The sequence below is a fragment of the Nostocoides veronense genome (assembly GCF_039531185.1).
Lineage (GTDB): Bacteria > Actinomycetota > Actinomycetes > Actinomycetales > Dermatophilaceae > Nostocoides_A > Nostocoides_A veronense.
Genome location: NZ_BAAAPO010000042.1, coordinates 179,124 through 199,355 on the forward strand (window position 1 = coordinate 179,124; position 20,232 = coordinate 199,355).

The window sequence follows — 20,232 nt, forward strand, 5'->3', positions numbered from 1 at the left end:
GATCGGGGCCCGGACGGCACAACCTTGTGCTGAACGTCAGCTTAGTTCGGGCTTGCCGGCGCGCTGTTGCCGTTCACCAGGTGACACGACCGGCGGGTATGCCGGTGTCTTGGCTGGTCACGAGCCCGTTTCGGAATCGTCGAGTCGCGTGCGCACCACCGTCGTGACCAAGAGCACAGCGGCGCCGGCAACCACCGCGCCGACCAGCGACCACCAGGGCAGGGCCCCGCGGATCGCTTCGAGGATGGCGAAGCCGGCGGTCGTATACAGGCCGGCCCACAGCAGGGACCCGACGATCGCCGCCGGCGTGTAGCGGCGCAACGGCATCCGCAGCCCACCCGCAGCGGCATTGAGCAGGGTCTGCACACCGACGGTGAGGAAGGACAGAGTGACCAGCGGGGCACCGAAGCGCGCCATGGCGGTCTCCGCCCGCCGCAGGGCCGGCCCGTCCAGACGGCGCGCCATCCGACCGGGAGCCGGGCGCCTCGACCCGGAGCGGCCCGCGCCGGCTCGCAGGCCACGGCCCACGGCATAGGTCACATGGGAGCGGACCATGGCGCCGCCGAAGAAGAAGAGGTAGACGGCCCAGAACGGCCACGATTCCACCAACTCCCGCACCCGCTCGACGATAGCCCGTGCCACGATCGGGGTATGCGGATCGTCGTGACAGGTGGGGCTGGCAATCTTGGACGCGAGGTCATGGCTGCGTTAGGACGCGCCGGGCACGAGGCCGTCAGCGCGAGCCGGCGCAGCGGCGTCGACCTGCGCACCGGGGTTGGGCTTGCCGAGGTGTTGAGGGGTGCTGACGCCGTGGTGCACACGGCAGATACGTTGCGGCCGTGGGAGTTTCGCGCGGTGACGCTGGGCGGGACGCGACGCCTCGGTGAGGCGGTCGCGGCGATGGAGCGCCCGGCGCACCTGGTCTATATCTCCATCGTCGGGGTCGACCACCACCCCTATGCCTACTACCGGATGAAATATGCCGCCGAGATGGCTCTTCGGGACCTGCCCATCCCCGTCACCGTGCTGCGCGCCACCCAATTCCACTCCCTCGCCGCAGCGCTCGCGGGTATGCGGATCGGGCCCCTCAGTCTCGGCGTGCGAGGAATGCAGATCCAGCCCGTCGACATCGCTATCGTCGGTCAGCGGTTGGCCGAGCTCGCGACGAGCCCGGCACCGACCGGCTTCACCCGCGCCACCGATCTCGCCGGCCCGGACCGCTTCGCAGCGCGCGAGATCGCGGAACTGGTGGCACGGCATACGGGCAAGTCGGTGCCCCGACGCGTGGACGTGCCCGCGGTCGGGGGCACGATGCGAGCCTTCGCTGAGGGCGTCGTCCTGCCTGGCCCCGAGGCCGACCTCGGCGGGGAGCGCTTCGTGGAGTGGTTGGATCATCAGCCGCGAATCCTCCCGCGCCGCTGACTCCCCCATTCGGTTGTGACTCGACCGTTCGGTCGTGAGTCCCCCATCCGGCGGTGGGAGTGACGCCGAAACGGACGAGTTGTGACGAAATGGTCGAATCAGGTGCCGGCGTTCTACGTCACAGGAGGTAGACCAGGCCCGGTCCCTCGTCCCGCAGCGGCACGCCGGTGGCGGCCAGCGCCTCGGCCCACGACCCACGCACCAGCGGATCGGTGCCCTCGAAACCGTGGTCGGCGGTCAGCAGAATCGTCACCTCATCGCCCACGCCGAGGCCGTCGAGATGGTCGAGGAAGGCGACCAGGCGGGCATCGGACTGCCGCAGCGCGGCGCGCGCGATCTCGGAGCGTGGGCCGCCCCCGTGGTGCCCCGCATCGGTGACGACATTGGCCCACCAGGTCAGGCGAGGCGCGGTGCCCGGGGAGGCGAAGAGTTGCCGAATCTGTTGCAGGCCAAGGTCATCAACCCGCGTCCCCCACCGAAAATAGCCGTCCGCAAGATGCGCCGGGTCGCCCAGGAAGGGAGAAGTGGCCGCGTCCGGCAGTTGGTCGCCGAGCCCACCCGCGCCACGCGAGCTGCCGCTGGCGCGGATGAGTTGCATCGTCGAAAAGTCGGCGCCGCGGTCGATCGCCTCATCAATGCTCGCCGTCCGAGGAGCCCCGGTCGGGGCGAGGTGGTCGGCCACCATCTCGAAGACAGTGCGCGCGTCATCGCGCAGCCATTCGCTGCTGCGATGCCAAGTCGACTCGTCATTGGGCACGACGCGCTCGCCCGTCGCGCGGTCGAAATAGACATTGCCCATCACCCCGTGCCGCCCGGGCCCAACGCCGGTGAGGATCGAGGTGTGGTTGGTCAGCGTGATGCTCGGGAACTGCGCGACGGCGCCCCCACGCAAGGCGCTCCCCCGCTCGATCAGCCGCGCGACGCCGGGCAGCTCGCCCGTCTCGGCGAGATGCAGCAGATCGCCGCAATGCGCTCCGTCCCACAGGATTCCGACGACCGGCCCGGCCTCACCGGGGACGACGAAGTCGTACAGCACGTGGCCGTCGAGCGCCCGGCCGGCCCGGTCGCGCAGGTCGGATTCCGGGACCCCGGCCAGCCACGCCAAGGTCGGGCCCACGTCGATCAGGCGGGCCCAGGCATCGGCATATCCCCGGCGCGCAGCGCGGGCACCGCTAACGATCAGCGGCGCGCGGGACTGTATGACGTCGAGCGAACCGTGCTCTCCGACATGGCCTTTGGCCTCGGGGAAGTAGTGCTTCGGGCTGTGCACGATCGCGAGGTCCGGGCTGCGGTCCGGGTGGGCGAAGAAGCTCAAAAGCCGTTCTGCCGCAAGCGGATAGGCATTGCGGGTCGATGGTGAGGGCGACGGATCGGCCAGCTCCGCGGCATACGGCAGGAAGGCCATCGGATCCTCGCTGGCGATGGGATCGACCCCGTTCAGGACCGTATGCCGCCCGCCCGGCTCGAGCCGCACCCGGCCGAGATGGCTCGCGGCATACGCCACCTGCGTGCCATCAGGATCTGGCGCCGCCCACACCACGAGATCAACGATCGGCGCCAGATCGGCGGTCAGCAGGGCAGCGACGACGCGCTCGTGATCGCGGTGGAGGGCACGCACGGCCCGACCCTAATGCGGCTGCCCCGCCCGGATGGACCGGACGGGGCAGCGAGAGGTGAACGTCAGGCGGCGTGGGAGTCCTTCCGCGGCCGGCCACGGGGCCGCTTGCGGGCGACAACGGTGCCATCGACGAAGTACTGCCCACCCCAGACACCGGCGGCTTCGCGCCGCGCGAGCGCCCCGTCGAGGCAGGCCTCGATCATCGGGCAGCTGACGCAGAGCGCCTTGGCGAACTCGACGCCATCGGGCGTGTCCGCGAACCAGAGTTCGGGGTCGTTCGACTGACACGGAATCTCACCCGTGGTGAGGGTGGCCGTGGAGCCATAGTCGAGCAGCGCGGTGAGCTGCATGGGGTGGGTCACCTCCTTGTTCGGCCGCCCGGTGGGGCGGTCAGTTGGTGCGCCGGGTGTGGCGCGGGTTGTCGTGGGCTTCTCGTCGGTCTGCATCGGCGTGGGTGCTGTGGTGGGGTCTGGTCGGGCGGGCTGGGGAAATGACAAAGGCCGCGGATCCTGTTCGGATCCGCGGCCTGGAGGTGTGCTGCCACTTGTCAGTGAGTGGCTGCTCCAGGCGGAGATCCAGTGGTGCCCTGGGCGGTGGCGACGAAGACGGCGGAGGCGGCGGAGATGCGCTCGCGACCATAGGCATCGCCGGTGCCGTGCGGGAGGGCAGCCGTCATGGCCAGATCGGTCCAGGTGGGGTTCACGATGCTCGTGCTCATGGTGGCTGCCTCCTTCGAGAAGCTCGGGGTGTGCTGACGCCGGTTGGCGTCCCCTGCGAGGGTAGACGCCAAAGGCGCCTGCTGTCATGTGAATTAACGGATCAGATCGGATTTCGTGATCTGGGCGGCGGCTTGGGCCGGGTCGGCGCCCCCGAGGACGGCGAGCACGGACGCGCCATAAAGGGTCAATTTCCGTTGTCCCACACCAGGAATCAGCGTGAGGGCGGCCGCATCGGCGGGCTTGGTTTCCGCGATCGCCGTGAGCGTGGCGTCGGTGAAGACGACATAGGCGGGCCAGCTCGCCGTCTTGGCCACGGCCGATCGCCAGGTCTTCAGCGCCTCGAAGGTCGCCTCGTCATAGGTCGCCGGGCAGGTTGCGCAGCGCCCCGTCGTCCGCTCGGCCGCGGAGGCGAGCACCTCGCCGCAGGTGCGGCAGCGGGCGGGCAAGCGGTCCTTCTTCACCTTGCTCGGCTTGCTCGGCTTGCCGCCGTTCCCCGCGCTGGGGGCGCTCGCGCCCTCCACTAGACCTCCGAGGAAGCGCGACGGGCGGCGCGAGGCCCGGCCGCCCGCGACCTTGGACCGGGCCCAGGTGAGGTGCAGGGCGCGGCGAGCGCGCGTCATACCGACATACAGCAGGCGGCGTTCCTCGTCGATCTCGGCATTGGTCTCGGCCATGACGATCGGGAGCAGCCCGTCGCTCACGCCGGCGAGCACGACGACATCCCATTCCAGGCCCTTGGCCGCGTGCAGCGACGCCAAGGTGACGCCTTCGACGGCCGGCGCGTGCTGCGCAGCGGCCCGCTCGTCGAGCTCGCGCAGGAAGTCGGGGAGGGTCGCGGCCGGCATACCCGCGACGAACTGGTCGGCGAGGACGGCGATCGCTTCGAGGGATTCCCAGCGTTCGCGGGCAGCGCCTCCGCCGACGGGCGCGAGGGCGGCCCAGCCGGCGCCGCCGAGGATCGTGCGCACGAGCTCTGGCAGCTCGGTGCTACCGTCATCGGAGCGTGCGCCGCCGCGCAGCAGGACGATCGCTTCGCGCACCTCGCGACGCTGGAAGAAGCGCTCCCCGCCCCGGACGAGATAGGGGATGTCCTTGTGGGACAACGCGCTTTCAAAGGCTTCGCTTTGCCCATTGGTGCGAAACAGAATGGCGATCTCGCGCGGCGAGGTGCCGGCGGCGATGGCCTTGGCGATCAAGGCGGCGACGCCGGCGGCTTCCGCGGGGTCGTCGTCGTATGCGGTGAGCACCGGCTCCGGACCCGCCTCCCGCTGGGCGAGCAACTCGACCCCGCCCCAACGACGAGAGCCGCTCGGGCCGCGCGCGAGGCCGTTGGCGAGGGCGACGATCTGCGGGCTGGAGCGATAGTTGCGGACCAACTCGTGGGTGACCGCGCCGGGATGGTGGGACGGGAACGTGCGCAAATGGTCGGCGCTCGCGCCAGTGAAGGAGTAGATCGTCTGAGCCGGGTCGCCGACCACACACAGGTCGTGGCGATCGCCGAGCCAGGCGAGCAGCAGCGCTTGCTGGAGCGCGTTGACATCCTGATATTCGTCGACGACGAAATGGCGATATTGCTCATGCACCGCCTGCGCCATGCGCGCGTCCTTGCGGATCATCCCGAGGGTCACCAGCAGGACGTCCTCGAAGTCGATGACGCCGCGCTCGTCCTTGACCTCTTCATAGGCGCTCATCAGCCGGGCCATCGCCGTGACGTCCATGCCGGGCGGGGTGCGGCGGGCGCGGGTGGCCGCGCGGGCATAAGTCTCGGCGGTGAGCATGCCGACCTTGGCCCATTCGATCTCGGCGGCGGCATCGCGCAACTCGTCCCGGGTCAGGCGCAGACGCAACCGGCCGCTGGCCTCGGCCACCGCGGCCGCCTTGGAGGCCATCACCTCGGGAGCGCCACCGCCAACGACCTTGGGCCAGAAATAGTGGACTTGGCGCAGGGCCGCGGCGTGGAAAGTCCGGGCTTGGACGCCGGCCACCCCGAGATCGCGCAGCCGGGTGCGCATCTCACCGGCCGCGCGCGCGGTGAAAGTCAGGGCCAGCACCTGGGGGGCGTTGAGTTGTCCGGACCGGACGCCATACGCGATGCGGTGGGTGATGGCGCGGGTCTTGCCGGTGCCGGCGCCGGCGATCACCCGCATCGGGCCCAGTGGCGCGGCGGCCACTTCGCGTTGCTCGGGATCGAGCGCCGCGAGGATCGCGTCCGGATCGGGATGGGCCATGATGGGAAGGTAGTTGGCCGCACTGACGTTGTCCCAATCACCATTCACTCTTAGAGGAGTTCCCCCATGCCCGTCCAGGCACCCCCTGCCGGCAGCGTCACGATGTTCTCGACGACCTGGTGCGGCTATTGCAAGCGGCTGAAGTCTCAGATGGATCGGGCCGGCCTTGCGTATGCCGAGGTCAACATCGAAGAGGACCCCGACGCGCTGGTCTTCGTGATGGAGGCCAATAACGGCAACCAGACGGTGCCCACGCTGCTCTTCCCGGATGGCTCCACCGCCACCAATCCCTCACTGATCGAGGTCAAGAAGCGCCTCGCCTAAAGGCTTGGTTGGCTCAGTCGGGCGCGGCGGCCAAGGCGTCGTCGATCATCCGGTGGCCTTGCGCCTCAAAGGACTCATCGCCAACTTGGTATGCCCAGGCGGCGGTGCCGATGGCCTCGCTGAGGCACAGGCGATGCCAGGCGTGCGGCTCTCGTGGATCGGGGCCATAGCCCTCGAAGAAGGCCGCCTCCAGGCGAGGATCGCGTCGAAAGTCCTGCGCGGCAAGTCGGGCTAGGTCACTCATCGCCGGGCGCAAGTCCGCTCGCCCGAAGTCGATGACACTCACGAGGCCGTCGTGGATCAGCCAGTTGCGCGGCTGCCAATCCCCATGGGTCGGGACCAAGGCCGCCGGTTCCGGGACCCAGCGATCGAGTTCAGCGCGCAGACGCTCCTCGGTGTCCGGTGGTATGCGGTGTGGCCCGTCGAGCCAGCGCCGAGCGTGGTCCCGGAGCCGATGTGCATAGTCCGGATCGACGGGACCGCCCTGGGCATGGAGGCGACGCAGCAAATCGCCGGCCTGGACGTAGGTCTCGGTCGCGTCGGCGGCGGGATCGCCGAGCACGAGCCGCCCCGGGAGGTATTCGGTCACGAGGATCTTCTCGGCGAGGTCCGCATGGCGTAGTAGTGGGGCGCGGCCGATCGAGGTCCAGGGCGCCAGGTGGGCACGATGGGCTGCCAGTTCCCGAGCGATGTGGTGATCCGCCGGCCCGCCGGCCTTGACGATGAGTCGTTCGCCCGCCTGCGTGACCTCGAGCACCGTCGTCCCCACCAGTCCCCAGGAGTGATCGGCCTCGACCTGCAGGCCTGGCAGCCACTGGGTCAGCAGGTCACGCTGGGCGGCCGACAGCGAGTCCAGAGCGAGGGTCATGAAGTTCACGCTAACTGTTCCTCGGAAACTGCCAGCGTGCCCTCAGACCGCACTCAGCCTCGAGGGCCACGATGACTGTGCCCTTCGCCGGGGCGCGTGGACGTGGGAGCCTCCGTCGCCGCCCCGGCGGGCGGTCCAACCACTGCATGGCAGGAGAGCCTGATGATCGTGCGGTCCAAGCGGGCAGCTGCCATCGCCGCCGGCGTCGCCACCCTCAGTCTCTCCGGCGGGATTACCGTGACAACGAACTCCGCTGCTGCCTGGGCGAACACCCCCGTCGTCACGGCGCCGAGCACAAAGGCCGTCGACGCTAGTGCCACGGACCAGGACCCTGACGAGACCGGCTCGGGTTCCGATGAGGGGATCGGCGCGCGCGTTCGGTGACCTTCGCCGTCCTATCAGCTGTCCAGCCACCGCAGGATCAAGCGCCGGGAGATCGACAGCGACGTTCCTCCCCCGGCCCACTCACCGGATGCGAGCTTGGCGCGGTATTCCGCCCGGGTCACCCAATGCGCCTCCGCAATCTCAGTGCCGTCGAGCCGCAGCGTCGAGTCGTCGGCGCGCGCCTCGAAGCCGAGCATGAGCGAGGCGGGGAACGGCCACGGCTGATCGCCCAGATACCGAACGTCACGGCATACAACCCCCACTTCCTCGTGAACCTCACGAGCCACCGCCATCGCCAGTGACTCGCCGGGTTCCACGAAACCAGCGAGCACTGACAACCGCCCCTGCGGCCACGCGGGATGCCGGGCGAGCAGCAACCGGTCGTCCGGATCGAGGACCGCGACGATGATCGCGGGGTCGGTCCGCGGGAAATGCTCGCTGCCATCGGCCGGGCAGCGACGCGTCCAGCCCGCGTTGGCGAGTTCGGTGGGCACGCCGCAGCGTGGGCAATGTGTATGTGCCGCATGCCAATTCGCGAGAGCCACCGCCGTCGCGAAGGCTTCACTGTCCACGGGGTTCAGATCGGCGCCGTGCCCGCGCAAGGTGAGCCAGCCGTCCTGCGCCTCCTCTGGCGGGAGCAGCAGCGCCACATGAGGCCGGTCAGCGGACACACCGAGGAAGATCGCGTCATAGGCCGAATCCCCCGCCTCGGGTGCCCGCCAGGCAAGGCCTGGACCCACACTCTCCGGCGGGTCCGCGGGACCTGGCCGGGCGGCATACCCCGGGGCACGGCCGTCGGCGAGCGGCAGGACCAGGGTGTCGGCATCCGCCAGCAGGGCCTCGATTAAGCCGGGCTCGCCGCGCCGCTCGGCCGCGCGATCCAGGCCAACGCTTGTCAGCGGGATGTCCCGCAGCAACGACGCGTCATCGATCACGCGGTCCATCCTGGCCCATCCGAGCCGGCGTGCCGCGGCTGGTTTGGGAGAGAACCCTGACGTCTGGGAGACAAGCTTCCCTCCCATATGTCAGTGTTCCGGCATTGGGCGGGAAAGTTGTGACGTCTGGGACGGGCTCGGTAGGGCTTGGGGCGGGCTATTCGTAGGTGCGGAAGCCGCGCTTGGTCTTGCGGCCGAGGTAGCCCGCCTGGACGAGGTGCTCCAGGAGCGGGGCGGGGGCAAAACCGGGCTCGCGGAACTCCAGGTAGAGCTCGCGCTGGATCGCCAGCGAGACATCGAGGCCGACAACGTCGAGCAACTCAAAAGGCCCCATCGGCAGTCCACACCCGGTCTTCATCGCCGTGTCGATGTCATCAGCGGTGGCGTAATTGGCCTGCAGCATCTTGATGGCGTCATTGAGATAGGGGAAGAGCAGGGCGTTGACGATGAAACCACTGCGGTCCCCGCAGGTCACGGCCACCTTGCCGACCGAGCCGCACAGCGCCTGCACGGTCGCGATCACATCGGCGCCGGTGGCGACGGTATGCACGACCTCGACGAGCTTCATGATCTGCGCCGGATTGAAGAAGTGCATGCCGATGACATCACCGGGTCGCGAGGTGACCTTCGCGCAGTCGATGATCGGCAGGCTCGAGGTCGTCGTCGCGAGGATCGCGCCCGGCTTGCAGATCTCGTCCAGCTCGCGGAAGAGCTGCTGCTTGACCTCCAGATCCTCGGCGATCGCCTCGACGACGAGGTCGACATCGCCCAGCGCCGAGCGCTCGGTCGCCCCCGTGATCCGGCCGTTGATGGCGTCCGCGTCCTCCTGGGTCAGGCGACCCCGATCGATCATCTTGGCCTGAGACCTCGCGATCGCCGCGAGCACCCCATCGACCTTGTCCTGGCCGCGCGCGACGAAAGTGACGGCATAGCCGGCCTTGGCAAAGACCTCGATGATGCCGGTCGCCATCGTCCCCGACCCAACAACGCCGACGGATTCGATGGTGCGCAGGGCCACCCCGGCCGGCGGCTCGCCGCTCGGGGTTTGCGCGTCGGCCACAACCTCGGGGGAGCTTGGGGCGGCATAGGTATAGAAACCGCGCCCGCTCTTGCGGCCGGTGAGCCCGGCGCTGACCATCTGCTTGATGATCGGGCTCGGGGCGTGCAGGCGGTCGCGGCCCTGCTTATACATCGTGTCGAGGATCTCGTATGCCGTGTCGAGACCGATGAGGTCGAGCAGCGCGAGCGGACCCATGGGGTAGCCGCAGCCGAATCGCATTGCGGCATCGAGATCTTCGCGCGATGCGTACTTGCTTTCATACATCGACACGGCGTGGTTGAGGTAGCCGAAGAGCAGCGCATTGGCGATGAAGCCGGCCTTGTCGCCCACGACAACCGGCTGCTTGCCGAGGCGGTCCGCGAGCGCCTTGACGTCCGCGAAGACATCATCGGCGGTGATGACCGTCTTGATGACCTCGACGAACTGCATGACCTGGGCCGGGTTGAAGAAGTGCATGCCGACCACCCGCTTGGGGTCTTTGGTCGCCACCGCGATCTCGGTGACCGGCAGGGAGGAGGTGTTCGTCGCCAAGATGGCGTCATCGGCGACGATGTCGTCGAGCGCGGTTAGGATCGCCTTCTTGAGCTCGATGCGCTCCGGCACGGCCTCAACAACGAGCTGACAGTCGGCGCAGTCACTCATCTCGGTCGTGAAGCGGATGCGGGCTTGCAGCGCGTCGGCGTCCTCCTGCGCGAGCTTCCCCCGGCTCACCGCGCGACCGGTGCTCTTGGTGACGAAACCCTGGCCGCGCTCCAGTGCATCGGGGTCGACTTCGACGGCGACGACCTCAATTCCGTTGCGGGCGAAGACTTCCGCGATCCCCGCACCCATGGTCCCGAGACCGACGACACCGACTTTGGTGAACTCACGCGACATACCGGCGAGTCTGTCATTGGAGGTATGCCGCGGCCATGCCATGGCGACGTGAGTCCCGCCACCCCTCCTCGCCCCCGGGACGCGGCCTATTCGCGCGACGCCAGCCGGGCCCGGCGGCGCGCCGCCAGCTCCCCCGTGGCCGGATCGACGGCATCGGGCCGCGGCGAGCGACCGAAGACGAAGGACTTGCCCCCGACCTGCCAGATCGGGCGGTCGGCGGACTCGTCATACAGCTGAGCATGTGGCATCCCCGCGGCGATCTCGCCGATATCGCTCACCCTCGCCCCGCGCCCCATAGCCATCGAGTATGCCGGGCGGACAGACGTCGGGGCCGGCTCGCCCCCTGCAGCGAGCCGGCTCCGAGGCTTCGGTCGTGGCTACTTCACCTCGCGGGTCAGCACCCGCCAGGAGCCGATGGCCAGGGGTATGCCGATCCACACGGCCGACGCGGTCCCCAGATGCGCCCAATCCGCGCCGGTCATGGAGCCGGACATCAGCGGGTCGATGGTGCGGTTGAGGTCCAGCCAGGTGGCGGCCGTCTGCAGCTTGGGGAAGGCCCCGACGATCGACCAAATGGTCGGCAGCAGGATCGAGGCAACGATCGCGACGGGCGTGTTCAACACGGCGAAGCCGAACCCGAGGCCCTGGATGATGAAGATCGTCATCGCGACGACGAAGCCGAGCACGACCCGCCAGGACATCGACCAGTCGCCCGGCGTGTCGCGCAGCGCGATGGTGAGCAGATGCCCGAGCGCAGCGGCCGCAAAGGATGCGGCCACGACGAGCAGGCCCAGCAGAACGCCCGCCACGACCTTGGCGAGCAGAACCCGGCTGCGGCGCGGCTCCAAGGTGAAGGTCACCAGCCCCGTGCGCTGACTCCACTCGGCGGTCGCCGCCATGATGCCGACGATCGGCAGCAGCACGATGAGCGGGAAGGAGGTCACGCCGACGAAGACGCTGAAGGTGCTCTCGTCGGGGGTGCCCCAGATGACCATCGCGGCGACGATCAAGGCGGAGACCGCCGACATGACGATGAGCATCCACCGGCCCGCGCGGGTGTCGACCATTTTGCGCAATTCCACGCGCGCGAGCCGCGTGAAGGGGATGCCGCGCACGTCCGTGATCGCGGGGCGTCCGTGGGTCAGATGCGAGGTCGCGGGGTCAAGTACGGCAGTCATATTGGGTCCTTTCAGGCGGCCGCGGCATCGCGGGCGTCGGCGGCGGTCAGGCTAAGGAAGAGCTGCTCAAGCCCCTCGGAGCCGGTCGTATGCAGTTCGGTCAGGACGATCCCCGCGTCCAAGGCGATCCTCCCGACGGCCTCGGGTGTGGCCTTGACCAGCAGGCCGGTTCGGTCGCCGGTGAGCTCGAGGCCGGCCCGTCGCACGGCGTCGGCGAGGCGCTCGTTGTCCAGCGACCCGACACGGGTGCCTTGCGCGCCGAGCAGCTCCTCCTTGCGTCCTTGGGCGACGATCTTGCCGCGCCCGATCATGACCAATTCGTCGGCGATGATCTGCACTTCATGCAGCAGGTGACTGGACAGCAGCACCGTGCCGCCCTGGTCCGCATACGCCCGGAGCAACTGGCGCATCCAGTGAATCCCTTGCGGGTCAAGGCCATTGGCCGGCTCGTCGAGGATGAGGACTTGCGGGTCACCCATCAGCGCGCCGGCCAGGCCGAGGCGCTGGCGCATGCCGAGGGAGTAGTTGCGCACCCGTCGCTTGGCTTCGTCGGGGGTCAGCCCGACGAGCTCGAGGGACTGCTCGACGCGCGCCTTGGGCGCATCGATCGTCATGCCGATTAGGTGCAGCACCTCCTTCCCGGTGCGGCCGGGGTGCTGCGCGGCGGCATCAAGCATGACGCCGACGTGGCGCGCCGGATTCGGCAGCTGGCGATAGTCGCGGCCCAGGATCATCGAGCGACCACTGGTCGGCGGCGTGAGTCCCGTCATCATCCGCATCGCGGTCGACTTGCCCGCGCCATTGGGGCCCAGGAAGCCGACGACCGATCCGGGCGTGACCTCGAAGCTGATGTCGTCGACGGCGGTAAAGCTGCCATAGCGCTTGGTGAGGTTCTCCACGGTGATCATGACCTCAACTCTGGCCCGCACGCCTAGGCCCGCACATCGGTACAACGACTCATTCCACCCCCGACTTTGGTCTATCTCCCGGGTGCCGGGTAGGGACCTGAGTCGCTGCGGCGCCCGGCGTCGCGCCGCCTACCCTTGGAGGTATGCCGCCCGCCCGCGACCCTGCCCAGCCGCCGGTCCGGCTGCCGGGCAAGCTATGGCGCATCGCCTTTGTCGTCGTGCTGGGACTGCTCGCGTGGACAACCGTCGTGACGACCTTGGCGCCCAATGTGCCCGAGTGGCGCTCGGTGTGGCTGTTTCTTGCTGATCCTGTGCTCGGGGTCATCGCTGGCGTGCTGACGATCTGGCGTCGTCGCCGCCCCTTGCTCATCGCCTTCGTCGTCACCCTGCTCGGTGTCATCTCGACCTCCGCTGGCGGGGCAGTTCTCCTCGTCCTCGCCTCCGTTGCCGCCCGCCGCCGGTGGCGCGAGCTGGCCTGGCTCGCCCCGCTGAATGTCGCCAGCGGCGTGGCCGTCGAGCGGCTCTATCCCAGCGATCCAACGACTAGCACGCCGCTGCTGGTCATGCTCATCCTCATCGTGCTTCTGGTCGCGGTCATCGTCGCGGTGGGGTATGCCGTCGGCGGCCGTCGCGAGTTGCACCGGGAGCGCGCCGAGGCGGCGGAATTGGATGCCCAGCGGCGGGCCGCGCAGGCCGCCGCCGGCGAGCGGACGCGCATCGCGCGCGAGATGCATGACGTTCTGGCACACCGCATTTCACTCGTGGCGATGCACGCCGGCGCCCTGAACTATCGCACTGATCTGCCAGCCGATCAGGTGCGCAGCGCGCTGGCGACGATCGAATCCAATGCCCATCAGGCGCTCGCCGATCTGCGCGAGGTGCTCGGCGTCCTGCGCGAACCGCGGCCCGATTCGCAGGCCGGTGCGGACGCCCCCGAACCGCCGCAACCCGAGATCACCGACCTGCCGGCCCTGATCGGCGAGGCGAGCAGCCTCGGCAGCCGGGTCACCCTGAGCGATGAGACCGTGGGGAAGGTGCCCACGGGGGCCGGGCGGGCGGCATACCGCGTGGTCCAGGAGGCCCTGACGAATGCCCGCAAACACGCGCCGGGCACGGCTGTGACGGTGCGGCTGGCCGGACGGCCGGCCGCGGGGCTGACGATCGACGTGCGAAATCCCCGTCCAGTGCGGCCCTTGCCGAAGGCCCTACCGGCATCCGGACTCGGGCTGTTGGGTCTCGCCGAGCGCGTCTCGCTCGCCGGTGGGCGTCTGCGTCACGGCTCGGACACCGACGGTGGGTATGTCGTGAGCGCCTGGCTCCCCTGGCCCGCCGAGGCCACCGCCGACTTCACCCCGGAAGTCTGCGCTGACCCCCTGCTTAAAAGCACGGACGAGCGCAGACTTTCGGCATCGGGAGAAAAATGGGTCAACGATCGGGGCGGGGCGTGAGTGGGGAGATCCGGGTGGTGCTTGTCGACGACGACCCGATGGTGCGCACCGGGTTAGGGCTGATCCTCGGGGGCGACCCCGGCATCGCAATCGTTGCCGAGGCGGTCGATGGGGAGGACGCGGTGCGGGTCGTCGCCGAGCACCGGCCCGATGTCGTCCTGATGGACATTCGGATGCCGCGCCGTGACGGCCTGAGCGCGACGGAGGCGATCCTCGCGATGCCCGATCCGCCGCGGATTCTGGTGTTGACGACCTTCGACGCCGATGACCTGGTGCTCAAGGCGCTGCGCGCGGGCGCCGCGGGTTTCCTGCTCAAGGACACCCCGCCTGCGCGCCTGGTGGAAGCGGTCCGTGCAGTCGCCGACGGCCAGCCGATGCTCTCCCCCAGCGTGACGGCGCAACTGATCGCGGCCGTCGCCCAGCCGGAGCTGGGTGCGGCGCAATCGGCTCGCGCCGCCGCCGAGGGCAAGCTCGCCACGCTGACAGACCGCGAGGTGGAGGTCGCGCAGGCGATCGGCCGGGGATTGTCCAATCAGGAGATCGCCGGCGAGCTGTATATGTCGGTCGCGACGGTCAAGGCGCACGTCGGGCGGCTGTTCACCAAGCTCGGCGTCGACAACCGCGTCCAGATCGCGATCCTGGTCCACGACGCGCAGAAGTAGGCTCTCCCCTTGTGCGAGTCGTCATAGCCCAATGCAGCGTGGATTATGTCGGGCGACTGACGGCCCACCTGCCGCTCGCGACGCGACTGCTCATGGTCAAGGCCGACGGCTCGGTGCTCATCCACAGCGATGGTGGTTCCTACAAGCCGCTGAACTGGATGTCGCCGCCGTGCTCGATGGCCGAGACCGCGCCCGATGAGACCGAGGCCGCCGAGGGGGTGGGCCTGGTGTGGGTGGTGCGGCATACCAAGTCCGATGACCACCTGCGGATCAGACTGTATGAGGTGCTGTCGGACTCCTCGTTCGACCTCGGCGTCGATCCTGGACTAGTCAAGGATGGCGTCGAGGCTCACCTGCAGGCGCTGCTCGCCGAGCACATCCACACCCTCGGCGATGGCTATCAGCTGGTCCGGCGCGAATACATGACCGCCATCGGGCCGGTCGACATCCTCGCGAAGGACGCCTCCGGCGTGACCGTGGCCGTGGAGATCAAGCGGCGCGGCGAGATCGACGGCGTCGAGCAACTCACTCGCTATCTGGAACTGATGAACCGCGACCCACACCTGGCCCCGGTGACGGGAGTCTTTGCGGCACAACAGATCAAGCCGCAAGCCCGCACCCTTGCCGAGGACCGCGGCATCCGCTGCGTGGTGCTCGACTATGACGACCTCAAAGGCATCGACGCCTCCGAGCACCGCTTGTTTTAGCGGGTGGCGCCCGGCCAGGGGCCGAGGGTCCAACCGTCGTCGCCGGCTTGGACCTCGACGTGCGCGCAGTTCGCGAGCGGAGGCGGCGGGCTGGGGACGGCGCCGAGTGCCAGCCGCGGCAAGCCCAGCGACATCGCGCCACCGTGACTGATCACCAGCACCGTCTCGCCGCGATGCAGGTCGGCGATGCTCGACAGCGCCTCCCCGAAGCGCGCCAGCACCTCCTCGCCCGACTCGCCCCCGGGGATCCGGGGGGATAGGTCGTCGGCCAGCCAGGCGGCATACGTCGTGGTGAGTCGGTCATCGTCGAAGCGCGCGCCCGCGAGGTCGGCGACACGGAACTCCTGCAAGCCGTCCTGCTGACGGATCGGCACGCCGAGCGCCTGGGCGACGATCATCCCGGTCTCGACGGCACGCCCGAGGGGACTGGTATAGACCAGCGCGATCCGCCGGTCCCGGAGCGCCTCGGCCAAGGCCGCCGCCTGCACGCGACCGAGATCGGTGAGCACGCCGCCCTCGTCCGAGAGAGTGTCGGCGCCCACGGTGTATGCCGCGTCGCCGTGGCGCGCGACGATCAGCGTTGCGGGGCAGAACAGGCTCACCGGCCCACCATAGGCCGCCGCACGCCAGCCGAACCGGTCAGGCGACGGGCGCCGAAATGCGGCTCTCGCGGATGATGTCGACGAAGCGCGCCATGATCTCGTTGAGCCCGAAGTCCTTCGGCGTGAAGACCGCGGCCACCCCGAGCTCGCGCAGCGCCGCGGCGTCGGCCTCGGGGATGATTCCGCCGACGACCACGGGTATGTCGCCCGCCTCCGCCTCGGCCAGCCCGCGCAGGATCTCGGGCACCAGTTCCATGTGCGAACCGGAGAGGATCGAGACGCCCACGAGATGGACATCCTCGGCGACGGCGGCCGCGACGATCTGCTCCGGGGTCAGCCGGATGCCCTGATAGATCACCTCGAAGCCGGCATCCCGGGCGCGCACCGCAATCTGCTCGGCCCCATTGCTGTGGCCGTCGAGGCCGGGCTTGCCGACGAGCAGCCGCAACTTCTCGCCAAGCTCGGACTCCAGATCGCGCACCCGCGCACGCACGGCGAGCAACTCCTCACCGGAATCGGCCACCCCAACCGAGCCGGAAACCCCTGTGGGAGCGCGGAATTCGCCGAAGACCTCGCGCAGCGCGCCGGCCCACTCCCCCGTCGTGACCTCGGCGCGCACGCACTCCAGGCTCGCCGGCATCAGGCTCCCGGACCCCGCCGCTGCCTCCTTCAGGGCAGCCAGCGCGGCCACCGCCCGATCCCGCTTGGCCGGGTCGGCGTCGCGGGCGGCCCGCCAGGCCCGCACCGCCTCGGCCGCCGCCGCCTCGACCCCGGCGTCCACGGTCTGGATCGCCGTTCCAAGGTCGGCCGTCAGCGGATTCGGCTCGGTCGTCTCGAATTTGTTGACGCCGACGATGATGTCCTCGCCGGCCTCGATCCGGCCGCGCCGCCGCGCGTGCGAGGCGACCAGGGCGGACTTCATATAGCCGGACTCGACCGCCGCGACGGCCCCGCCGAGGTCGGCGATCCGGGCCATCTCGGCCTTCGCCCCGGCGACCAACTCGGCCACCTTGGACTCGACCACCGGCGATCCGGCGAAGAGATCGTCGTACTCCAGCAGGTCCGACTCGTAGGCGAGCACCTGCTGAATGCGCAGCGACCATTGCTGGTCCCACGGGCGCGGCAGGCCGAGCGCCTCATTCCACGCGGGCAGCTGCACGGCCCGCGCCCGGGCACCCTTCGACAGGGTCACAGCCAGCATTTCCAAGACGATGCGCTGGACGTTGTTCTCTGGCTGCGCCTCGGTCAGCCCGAGCGAATTGACCTGCACGCCATAGCGGAAGCGGCGCTGCTTGGGGTCGGCCACGGCATACCGCTCGCTCGTCAGCTCCTCCCACAGCGCAACAAACGCGCGCATCTTGCACATCTCCTCGACGAACCGGACACCGGCGTTGACGAAGAAGGAGATCCGCGCGACGACCTCCCCGAACTCCTCGGGTGGCACGACGCCAGAGTCACGCACCTGATCGAGCACAGCGATGGCCGTTGACATGGCATAGGCGATCTCCTGCACCGGCGTCGCGCCGGCCTCCTGCAGGTGATAGCTGCAGACGTTGGTCGGATTCCACTTCGGGATCGCGCGCACCGTATAGGTCACGACATCCGTCAGCAGGCGCATCGAGGGCCCCGGCGGGAAGACATAGGTGCCGCGGGAGAGGTACTCCTTGATGATGTCGTTCTGCGTCGTCCCGGCCAGGGCGCGCACGGCGGTGGCCGGGTCCAAGCCGGCGGCGATCGCCTGCTCCTCGGCGACGACCTGGTAGAGCGCGAGCAGCCACATCGCCGTGGCATTGATCGTCATCGAGGTATTCATGGCGGTCAGCGGGATGCCGTCGAAAAGCGCGCGCATGTCGCCGATATGGCTGATGGGCACCCCGACCTTGCCGACCTCGCCGCGCGCGAGCGGGTGGTCGGGGTCGTAGCCGGTCTGCGTCGGCAGATCGAAGGCGACGGACAGGCCGGTCTGGCCCTTGTCTAGGTTGCGTCGATACAAAGCATTGGAGGCCGCGGCACTGGAGTGCCCGGCATACGTCCGCATCACCCAGGGGCGGTCACGTTCGGGGCTCGACATGCTCGCGAACCTACCCGCGCGCCTGCGCGCGCGACAGCGGCCAGCGCGGTGAGGGTCACCACACGAGCGTGGCGGGCGGTGCGAGTTCGCTCACGTCCGCCAGGCAGCCGGTGGTGTCAGCGGTATGCGGGCCGCGCCGCGCCATACTGCCGCGACAGCGCAAGGCGGCGCAGCAGCCGTTCGGAGTGCGGGGACAGGGCGATCAGCCGCATCTCGCGACCGAGGCGCCGGCCACGGCGCCGACATTCGAGCAGCAGGCCGAGACCGGTGGAGTCGCGCACTTCGGCGCGAGCGAGATCGAGCAGGAGTGCGCCCTCGCCGTCGTCGATGATCGCGTGCAGGTCGGCCCGCAGATCGGCGGCGGTGTGGACATCGATCGATCCGACGATCGTCACCAGCATGCCATCGTCGTGCGGCGCGAGGTGCACGCTGACCGTGCGCTCGCGCAGTGCTGCTGTTCCCATAACTGATCCCCTGACTTTCCGCTCTTGCTGTTATATACGCAGTAGGCGGTCGTTCGGTTGGGTGACACGCGTCACAGCAAGGGATGTGACCATGTTGTGACCGCCCCAACACTGGCCGTTCGCGACATGCGGCAGGCTGGAGGGATGGTCAACCTCACCCGCATCTATACGCGCACCGGCGACGACGGCAGCACCGCGCTCGGCGATTTCAGCCGAACCCGCAAGACCGATCCGCGGCTGGCGGCCTATGCCGATGTCAACGAGGCGAACGCCGCCATCGGGATCGCGCTCGCGGCCGGGGACCTGCGTGCCGATGTGCGCGAGACGCTACTGCGGGTGCAGAACGACCTTTTCGATGTCGGGGCCGATTTGTGCACGCCGGTGCGACCGGCCTACGACTACCCGCCGCTGCGCGTGCAAGCCGGCTGGGTCGAGGAGCTGGAGACGGACTGCGATCGCTACAACGAGGAGCTGACGAAGCTGCGCTCGTTCATCCTGCCGGGCGGGTCGGCCGGATCGGCATACCTGCACCTCGCGTGCACGATCGTGCGCCGCGCCGAGCGCGCCATCTGGGCCGCGATCGAGACGTATGCCGTCGAGCCCGCCCCCGCCCCGGAACCGGGGGGCGTCAATCCCGAGTGCGCGACCTATGTCAACCGGCTCTCCGACCTGCTCTTCATCCTGGCCCGGGTGGCGAATCTCGACGCGGGAGGCGATGTGCTGTGGCAGCCAGGTGGCGGCCGAGCCGAGGCTCCGGCTCGGCGGCGTCGAGGGGTCGCCGACACCGATCCGGGCGACGACGACTGAGATCTCGTTACGCGTGCATACGGTCGCCGAGCCCGGGCGGCTGCGACTCCATCCAGGCGCGGATCGCCGTCAGACCCGCTGGTGCCATGGCAATCTCAAAGGGCGCGTCGCCGGAGGTGGCCGTCGCGGTGAGGGATTCCCCGAGGATGGGTACGACGTCGCTCGGGGGCCTCGGTGCCTCGAGCACGAGGTCCACACGTTCCCAGGTCCGCGCCGGCCGCAGCGACGGCCCCATCATGGTGAACCAGTCGAGTTGTTTGGATCCGAAACGCAGCAACCCCAGCCGCCACGCGGGCTCGGCTGGGGTTCGGACGGCGCACAGCATCAGGGGTTTGTCGCCCGCGATGAACCGGCGACGCAACCAGACAAAGGCGACGGCAAGCAGGGCGATCAGCAGGAGCAGGCCAAGGACCAGTTCAATGGTCTCCAGCAGCTCCACGGCCGTGTCTCCTCGCGGCGCTCGCGCTCAGGCTGAGAAGCCGTCGCCTTCGACCGATTCGGAGACGATCGTGACCTTGTCATGGTCGACCGACAGGAAACCGCCGTCGATCTTGGCGGTGCGCACGCCCTCGCCGGAGTGGATGCGCACATCGCCCTCGGCCAGGACCACAAGCGTCGGGGTGTGACCGGGAAGGATGCCCATGTCTCCGTCGATGGAGCGCGCGGAGACCATGCTCGCCTCGCCCGACCAAACCTGCCGGTCCGCGGCGACCAGATCGACCTGCAGTGCAGCCACAGCACGCATCCTTCATGTCTCGACCAATGGGTGTTCCGGAAGTCTACCGGAGTCCACCTGCCCCAGCCGACCATCCTGGACGCACGCCTAATCCCGGTGCCCGGGCCAGCTCGCCGACGTGGTCGCCACCCAAACCATGCCCGAGGTCGTCAGTTTCGGCCCAGATCGTCACCTCAACTTGACGACTCCAGCCCAACATGACGACCTCAGCGCGA

The 20,232-nt window shown here is 69.0% G+C and carries 23 protein-coding genes; 7 read left to right on the plus strand and 16 right to left on the minus strand.

The genetic code is table 11. The annotated features are described in order from the left end of the window. Positions 1 to 117 precede the first annotated feature (117 nt). Complete coding sequence (locus ABD225_RS13855; protein WP_344086530.1) at positions 118 to 642, minus strand: DedA family protein; 525 nt, start codon at positions 640 to 642, stop codon at positions 118 to 120. 9 nt (positions 643 to 651) lie between these two features. Between ABD225_RS13855 and ABD225_RS13860 the strand changes: the two genes are divergently transcribed. Further along, complete coding sequence (locus ABD225_RS13860) at positions 652 to 1,422, plus strand: SDR family oxidoreductase (protein WP_344086533.1); 771 nt, start codon at positions 652 to 654, stop codon at positions 1,420 to 1,422. Positions 1,423 to 1,540: 118 nt separating this feature from the next. On the opposite strand, the gene ABD225_RS13865 is transcribed toward ABD225_RS13860, so the two are convergent. From ABD225_RS13865 to ABD225_RS13880, 4 genes are all read right to left on the minus strand, one after another. Then, on the minus strand, positions 1,541 to 3,040 hold the full coding sequence (locus ABD225_RS13865) for an alkaline phosphatase family protein (RefSeq protein ID WP_344086536.1): 1,500 nt from the start codon (positions 3,038 to 3,040) through the stop codon (positions 1,541 to 1,543). A 62-nt stretch (positions 3,041 to 3,102) separates the two neighbouring features. Then, the gene (locus tag ABD225_RS13870; RefSeq protein WP_425564436.1) at positions 3,103 to 3,486 is read right to left on the minus strand and encodes a WhiB family transcriptional regulator; all 384 of its coding nucleotides are present in this window, start codon (positions 3,484 to 3,486) and stop codon (positions 3,103 to 3,105) included. Between the two features lie 101 nt (positions 3,487 to 3,587). Beyond that, positions 3,588 to 3,758, minus strand: a complete 171-nt coding sequence (locus tag ABD225_RS13875; protein WP_344086539.1) for a hypothetical protein — start codon at positions 3,756 to 3,758, stop codon at positions 3,588 to 3,590. 93 nt (positions 3,759 to 3,851) lie between these two features. Then, on the minus strand, positions 3,852 to 5,987 hold the full coding sequence (locus ABD225_RS13880) for an ATP-dependent DNA helicase UvrD2 (protein WP_344086541.1): 2,136 nt from the start codon (positions 5,985 to 5,987) through the stop codon (positions 3,852 to 3,854). A 66-nt stretch (positions 5,988 to 6,053) separates the two neighbouring features. On the opposite strand from ABD225_RS13880, the gene ABD225_RS13885 reads away from it, so the two are divergent. Then, positions 6,054 to 6,311, plus strand: a complete 258-nt coding sequence (locus ABD225_RS13885; RefSeq protein ID WP_344086544.1) for a mycoredoxin — start codon at positions 6,054 to 6,056, stop codon at positions 6,309 to 6,311. 13 nt (positions 6,312 to 6,324) lie between these two features. On the opposite strand, the gene ABD225_RS13890 is transcribed toward ABD225_RS13885, so the two are convergent. Further along, a complete protein-coding gene (locus tag ABD225_RS13890; protein ID WP_344086547.1) occupies positions 6,325 to 7,179 on the minus strand; it encodes a phosphotransferase enzyme family protein in 855 nt (284 codons plus the stop codon). A gap of 162 nt (positions 7,180 to 7,341) precedes the next feature. Between ABD225_RS13890 and ABD225_RS13895 the strand changes: the two genes are divergently transcribed. Beyond that, the gene (locus ABD225_RS13895) at positions 7,342 to 7,563 is read left to right on the plus strand and encodes a hypothetical protein (RefSeq protein WP_344086550.1); all 222 of its coding nucleotides are present in this window, start codon (positions 7,342 to 7,344) and stop codon (positions 7,561 to 7,563) included. 14 nt (positions 7,564 to 7,577) lie between these two features. Here the strand turns inward: ABD225_RS13895 and nudC are convergent, their stop codons facing one another. The 5 genes from nudC to ABD225_RS13920 all read right to left on the minus strand — a co-directional run bounded on the left by nudC (position 7,578) and on the right by ABD225_RS13920 (position 12,520). Then, the gene (gene nudC / locus ABD225_RS13900; RefSeq protein WP_344086553.1) at positions 7,578 to 8,507 is read right to left on the minus strand and encodes an NAD(+) diphosphatase; all 930 of its coding nucleotides are present in this window, start codon (positions 8,505 to 8,507) and stop codon (positions 7,578 to 7,580) included. A 148-nt stretch (positions 8,508 to 8,655) separates the two neighbouring features. Continuing rightward, on the minus strand, positions 8,656 to 10,434 hold the full coding sequence (locus tag ABD225_RS13905; protein WP_344086556.1) for a 3-hydroxyacyl-CoA dehydrogenase family protein: 1,779 nt from the start codon (positions 10,432 to 10,434) through the stop codon (positions 8,656 to 8,658). Between the two features lie 86 nt (positions 10,435 to 10,520). After that, positions 10,521 to 10,730 (minus strand): hypothetical protein, encoded by a 210-nt coding sequence (locus tag ABD225_RS13910; RefSeq protein ID WP_344086559.1) that lies wholly within the window; start codon positions 10,728 to 10,730, stop codon positions 10,521 to 10,523. An 81-nt stretch (positions 10,731 to 10,811) separates the two neighbouring features. Next, positions 10,812 to 11,612, minus strand: a complete 801-nt coding sequence (locus tag ABD225_RS13915; RefSeq protein WP_344086562.1) for an ABC transporter permease — start codon at positions 11,610 to 11,612, stop codon at positions 10,812 to 10,814. 11 nt (positions 11,613 to 11,623) lie between these two features. After that, a complete protein-coding gene (locus ABD225_RS13920) occupies positions 11,624 to 12,520 on the minus strand; it encodes an ABC transporter ATP-binding protein (RefSeq protein ID WP_344086565.1) in 897 nt (298 codons plus the stop codon). Positions 12,521 to 12,663: 143 nt separating this feature from the next. Between ABD225_RS13920 and ABD225_RS13925 the strand changes: the two genes are divergently transcribed. Genes ABD225_RS13925 through nucS form a run of 3 tightly spaced genes read left to right on the plus strand, consistent with a single transcriptional unit; the run spans position 12,664 to position 15,337 of the window. Beyond that, positions 12,664 to 13,968, plus strand: a complete 1,305-nt coding sequence (locus ABD225_RS13925) for a sensor histidine kinase (protein WP_344086568.1) — start codon at positions 12,664 to 12,666, stop codon at positions 13,966 to 13,968. Continuing rightward, positions 13,941 to 14,630 (plus strand): response regulator, encoded by a 690-nt coding sequence (locus ABD225_RS13930; RefSeq protein ID WP_344086571.1) that lies wholly within the window; start codon positions 13,941 to 13,943, stop codon positions 14,628 to 14,630. Before ABD225_RS13925 ends, ABD225_RS13930 begins: the two co-directional genes overlap by 28 nt. Before the next feature lie 11 nt (positions 14,631 to 14,641). Beyond that, a complete protein-coding gene (gene nucS, locus ABD225_RS13935) occupies positions 14,642 to 15,337 on the plus strand; it encodes an endonuclease NucS (protein ID WP_344086574.1) in 696 nt (231 codons plus the stop codon). Here nucS and ABD225_RS13940 read toward each other — a convergent pair. The 3 genes from ABD225_RS13940 to ABD225_RS13950 form a co-directional block, all read right to left on the minus strand. Beyond that, the gene (locus ABD225_RS13940) at positions 15,334 to 15,939 is read right to left on the minus strand and encodes a histidine phosphatase family protein (RefSeq protein ID WP_344086577.1); all 606 of its coding nucleotides are present in this window, start codon (positions 15,937 to 15,939) and stop codon (positions 15,334 to 15,336) included. The two genes, nucS and ABD225_RS13940, sit on opposite strands and share 4 nt — an antisense overlap. 37 nt (positions 15,940 to 15,976) lie before the next feature. Then, the gene (locus ABD225_RS13945; RefSeq protein WP_425564438.1) at positions 15,977 to 18,010 is read right to left on the minus strand and encodes a protein meaA; all 2,034 of its coding nucleotides are present in this window, start codon (positions 18,008 to 18,010) and stop codon (positions 15,977 to 15,979) included. A gap of 116 nt (positions 18,011 to 18,126) precedes the next feature. Beyond that, positions 18,127 to 18,474, minus strand: a complete 348-nt coding sequence (locus ABD225_RS13950; RefSeq protein ID WP_344086580.1) for an STAS domain-containing protein — start codon at positions 18,472 to 18,474, stop codon at positions 18,127 to 18,129. Between the two features lie 144 nt (positions 18,475 to 18,618). On the opposite strand from ABD225_RS13950, the gene ABD225_RS13955 reads away from it, so the two are divergent. Then, complete coding sequence (locus tag ABD225_RS13955; RefSeq protein ID WP_344086583.1) at positions 18,619 to 19,281, plus strand: cob(I)yrinic acid a,c-diamide adenosyltransferase; 663 nt, start codon at positions 18,619 to 18,621, stop codon at positions 19,279 to 19,281. 7 nt (positions 19,282 to 19,288) lie between these two features. On the opposite strand, the gene ABD225_RS13960 is transcribed toward ABD225_RS13955, so the two are convergent. Next, a complete protein-coding gene (locus ABD225_RS13960; RefSeq protein ID WP_344086586.1) occupies positions 19,289 to 19,720 on the minus strand; it encodes a DUF2550 family protein in 432 nt (143 codons plus the stop codon). Between the two features lie 27 nt (positions 19,721 to 19,747). Then, positions 19,748 to 20,017, minus strand: coding sequence for a F0F1 ATP synthase subunit epsilon (locus ABD225_RS13965; protein ID WP_344086589.1), 270 nt, complete (start codon positions 20,015 to 20,017; stop codon positions 19,748 to 19,750). Between the last annotated feature and the right edge of the window lie 215 nt (positions 20,018 to 20,232).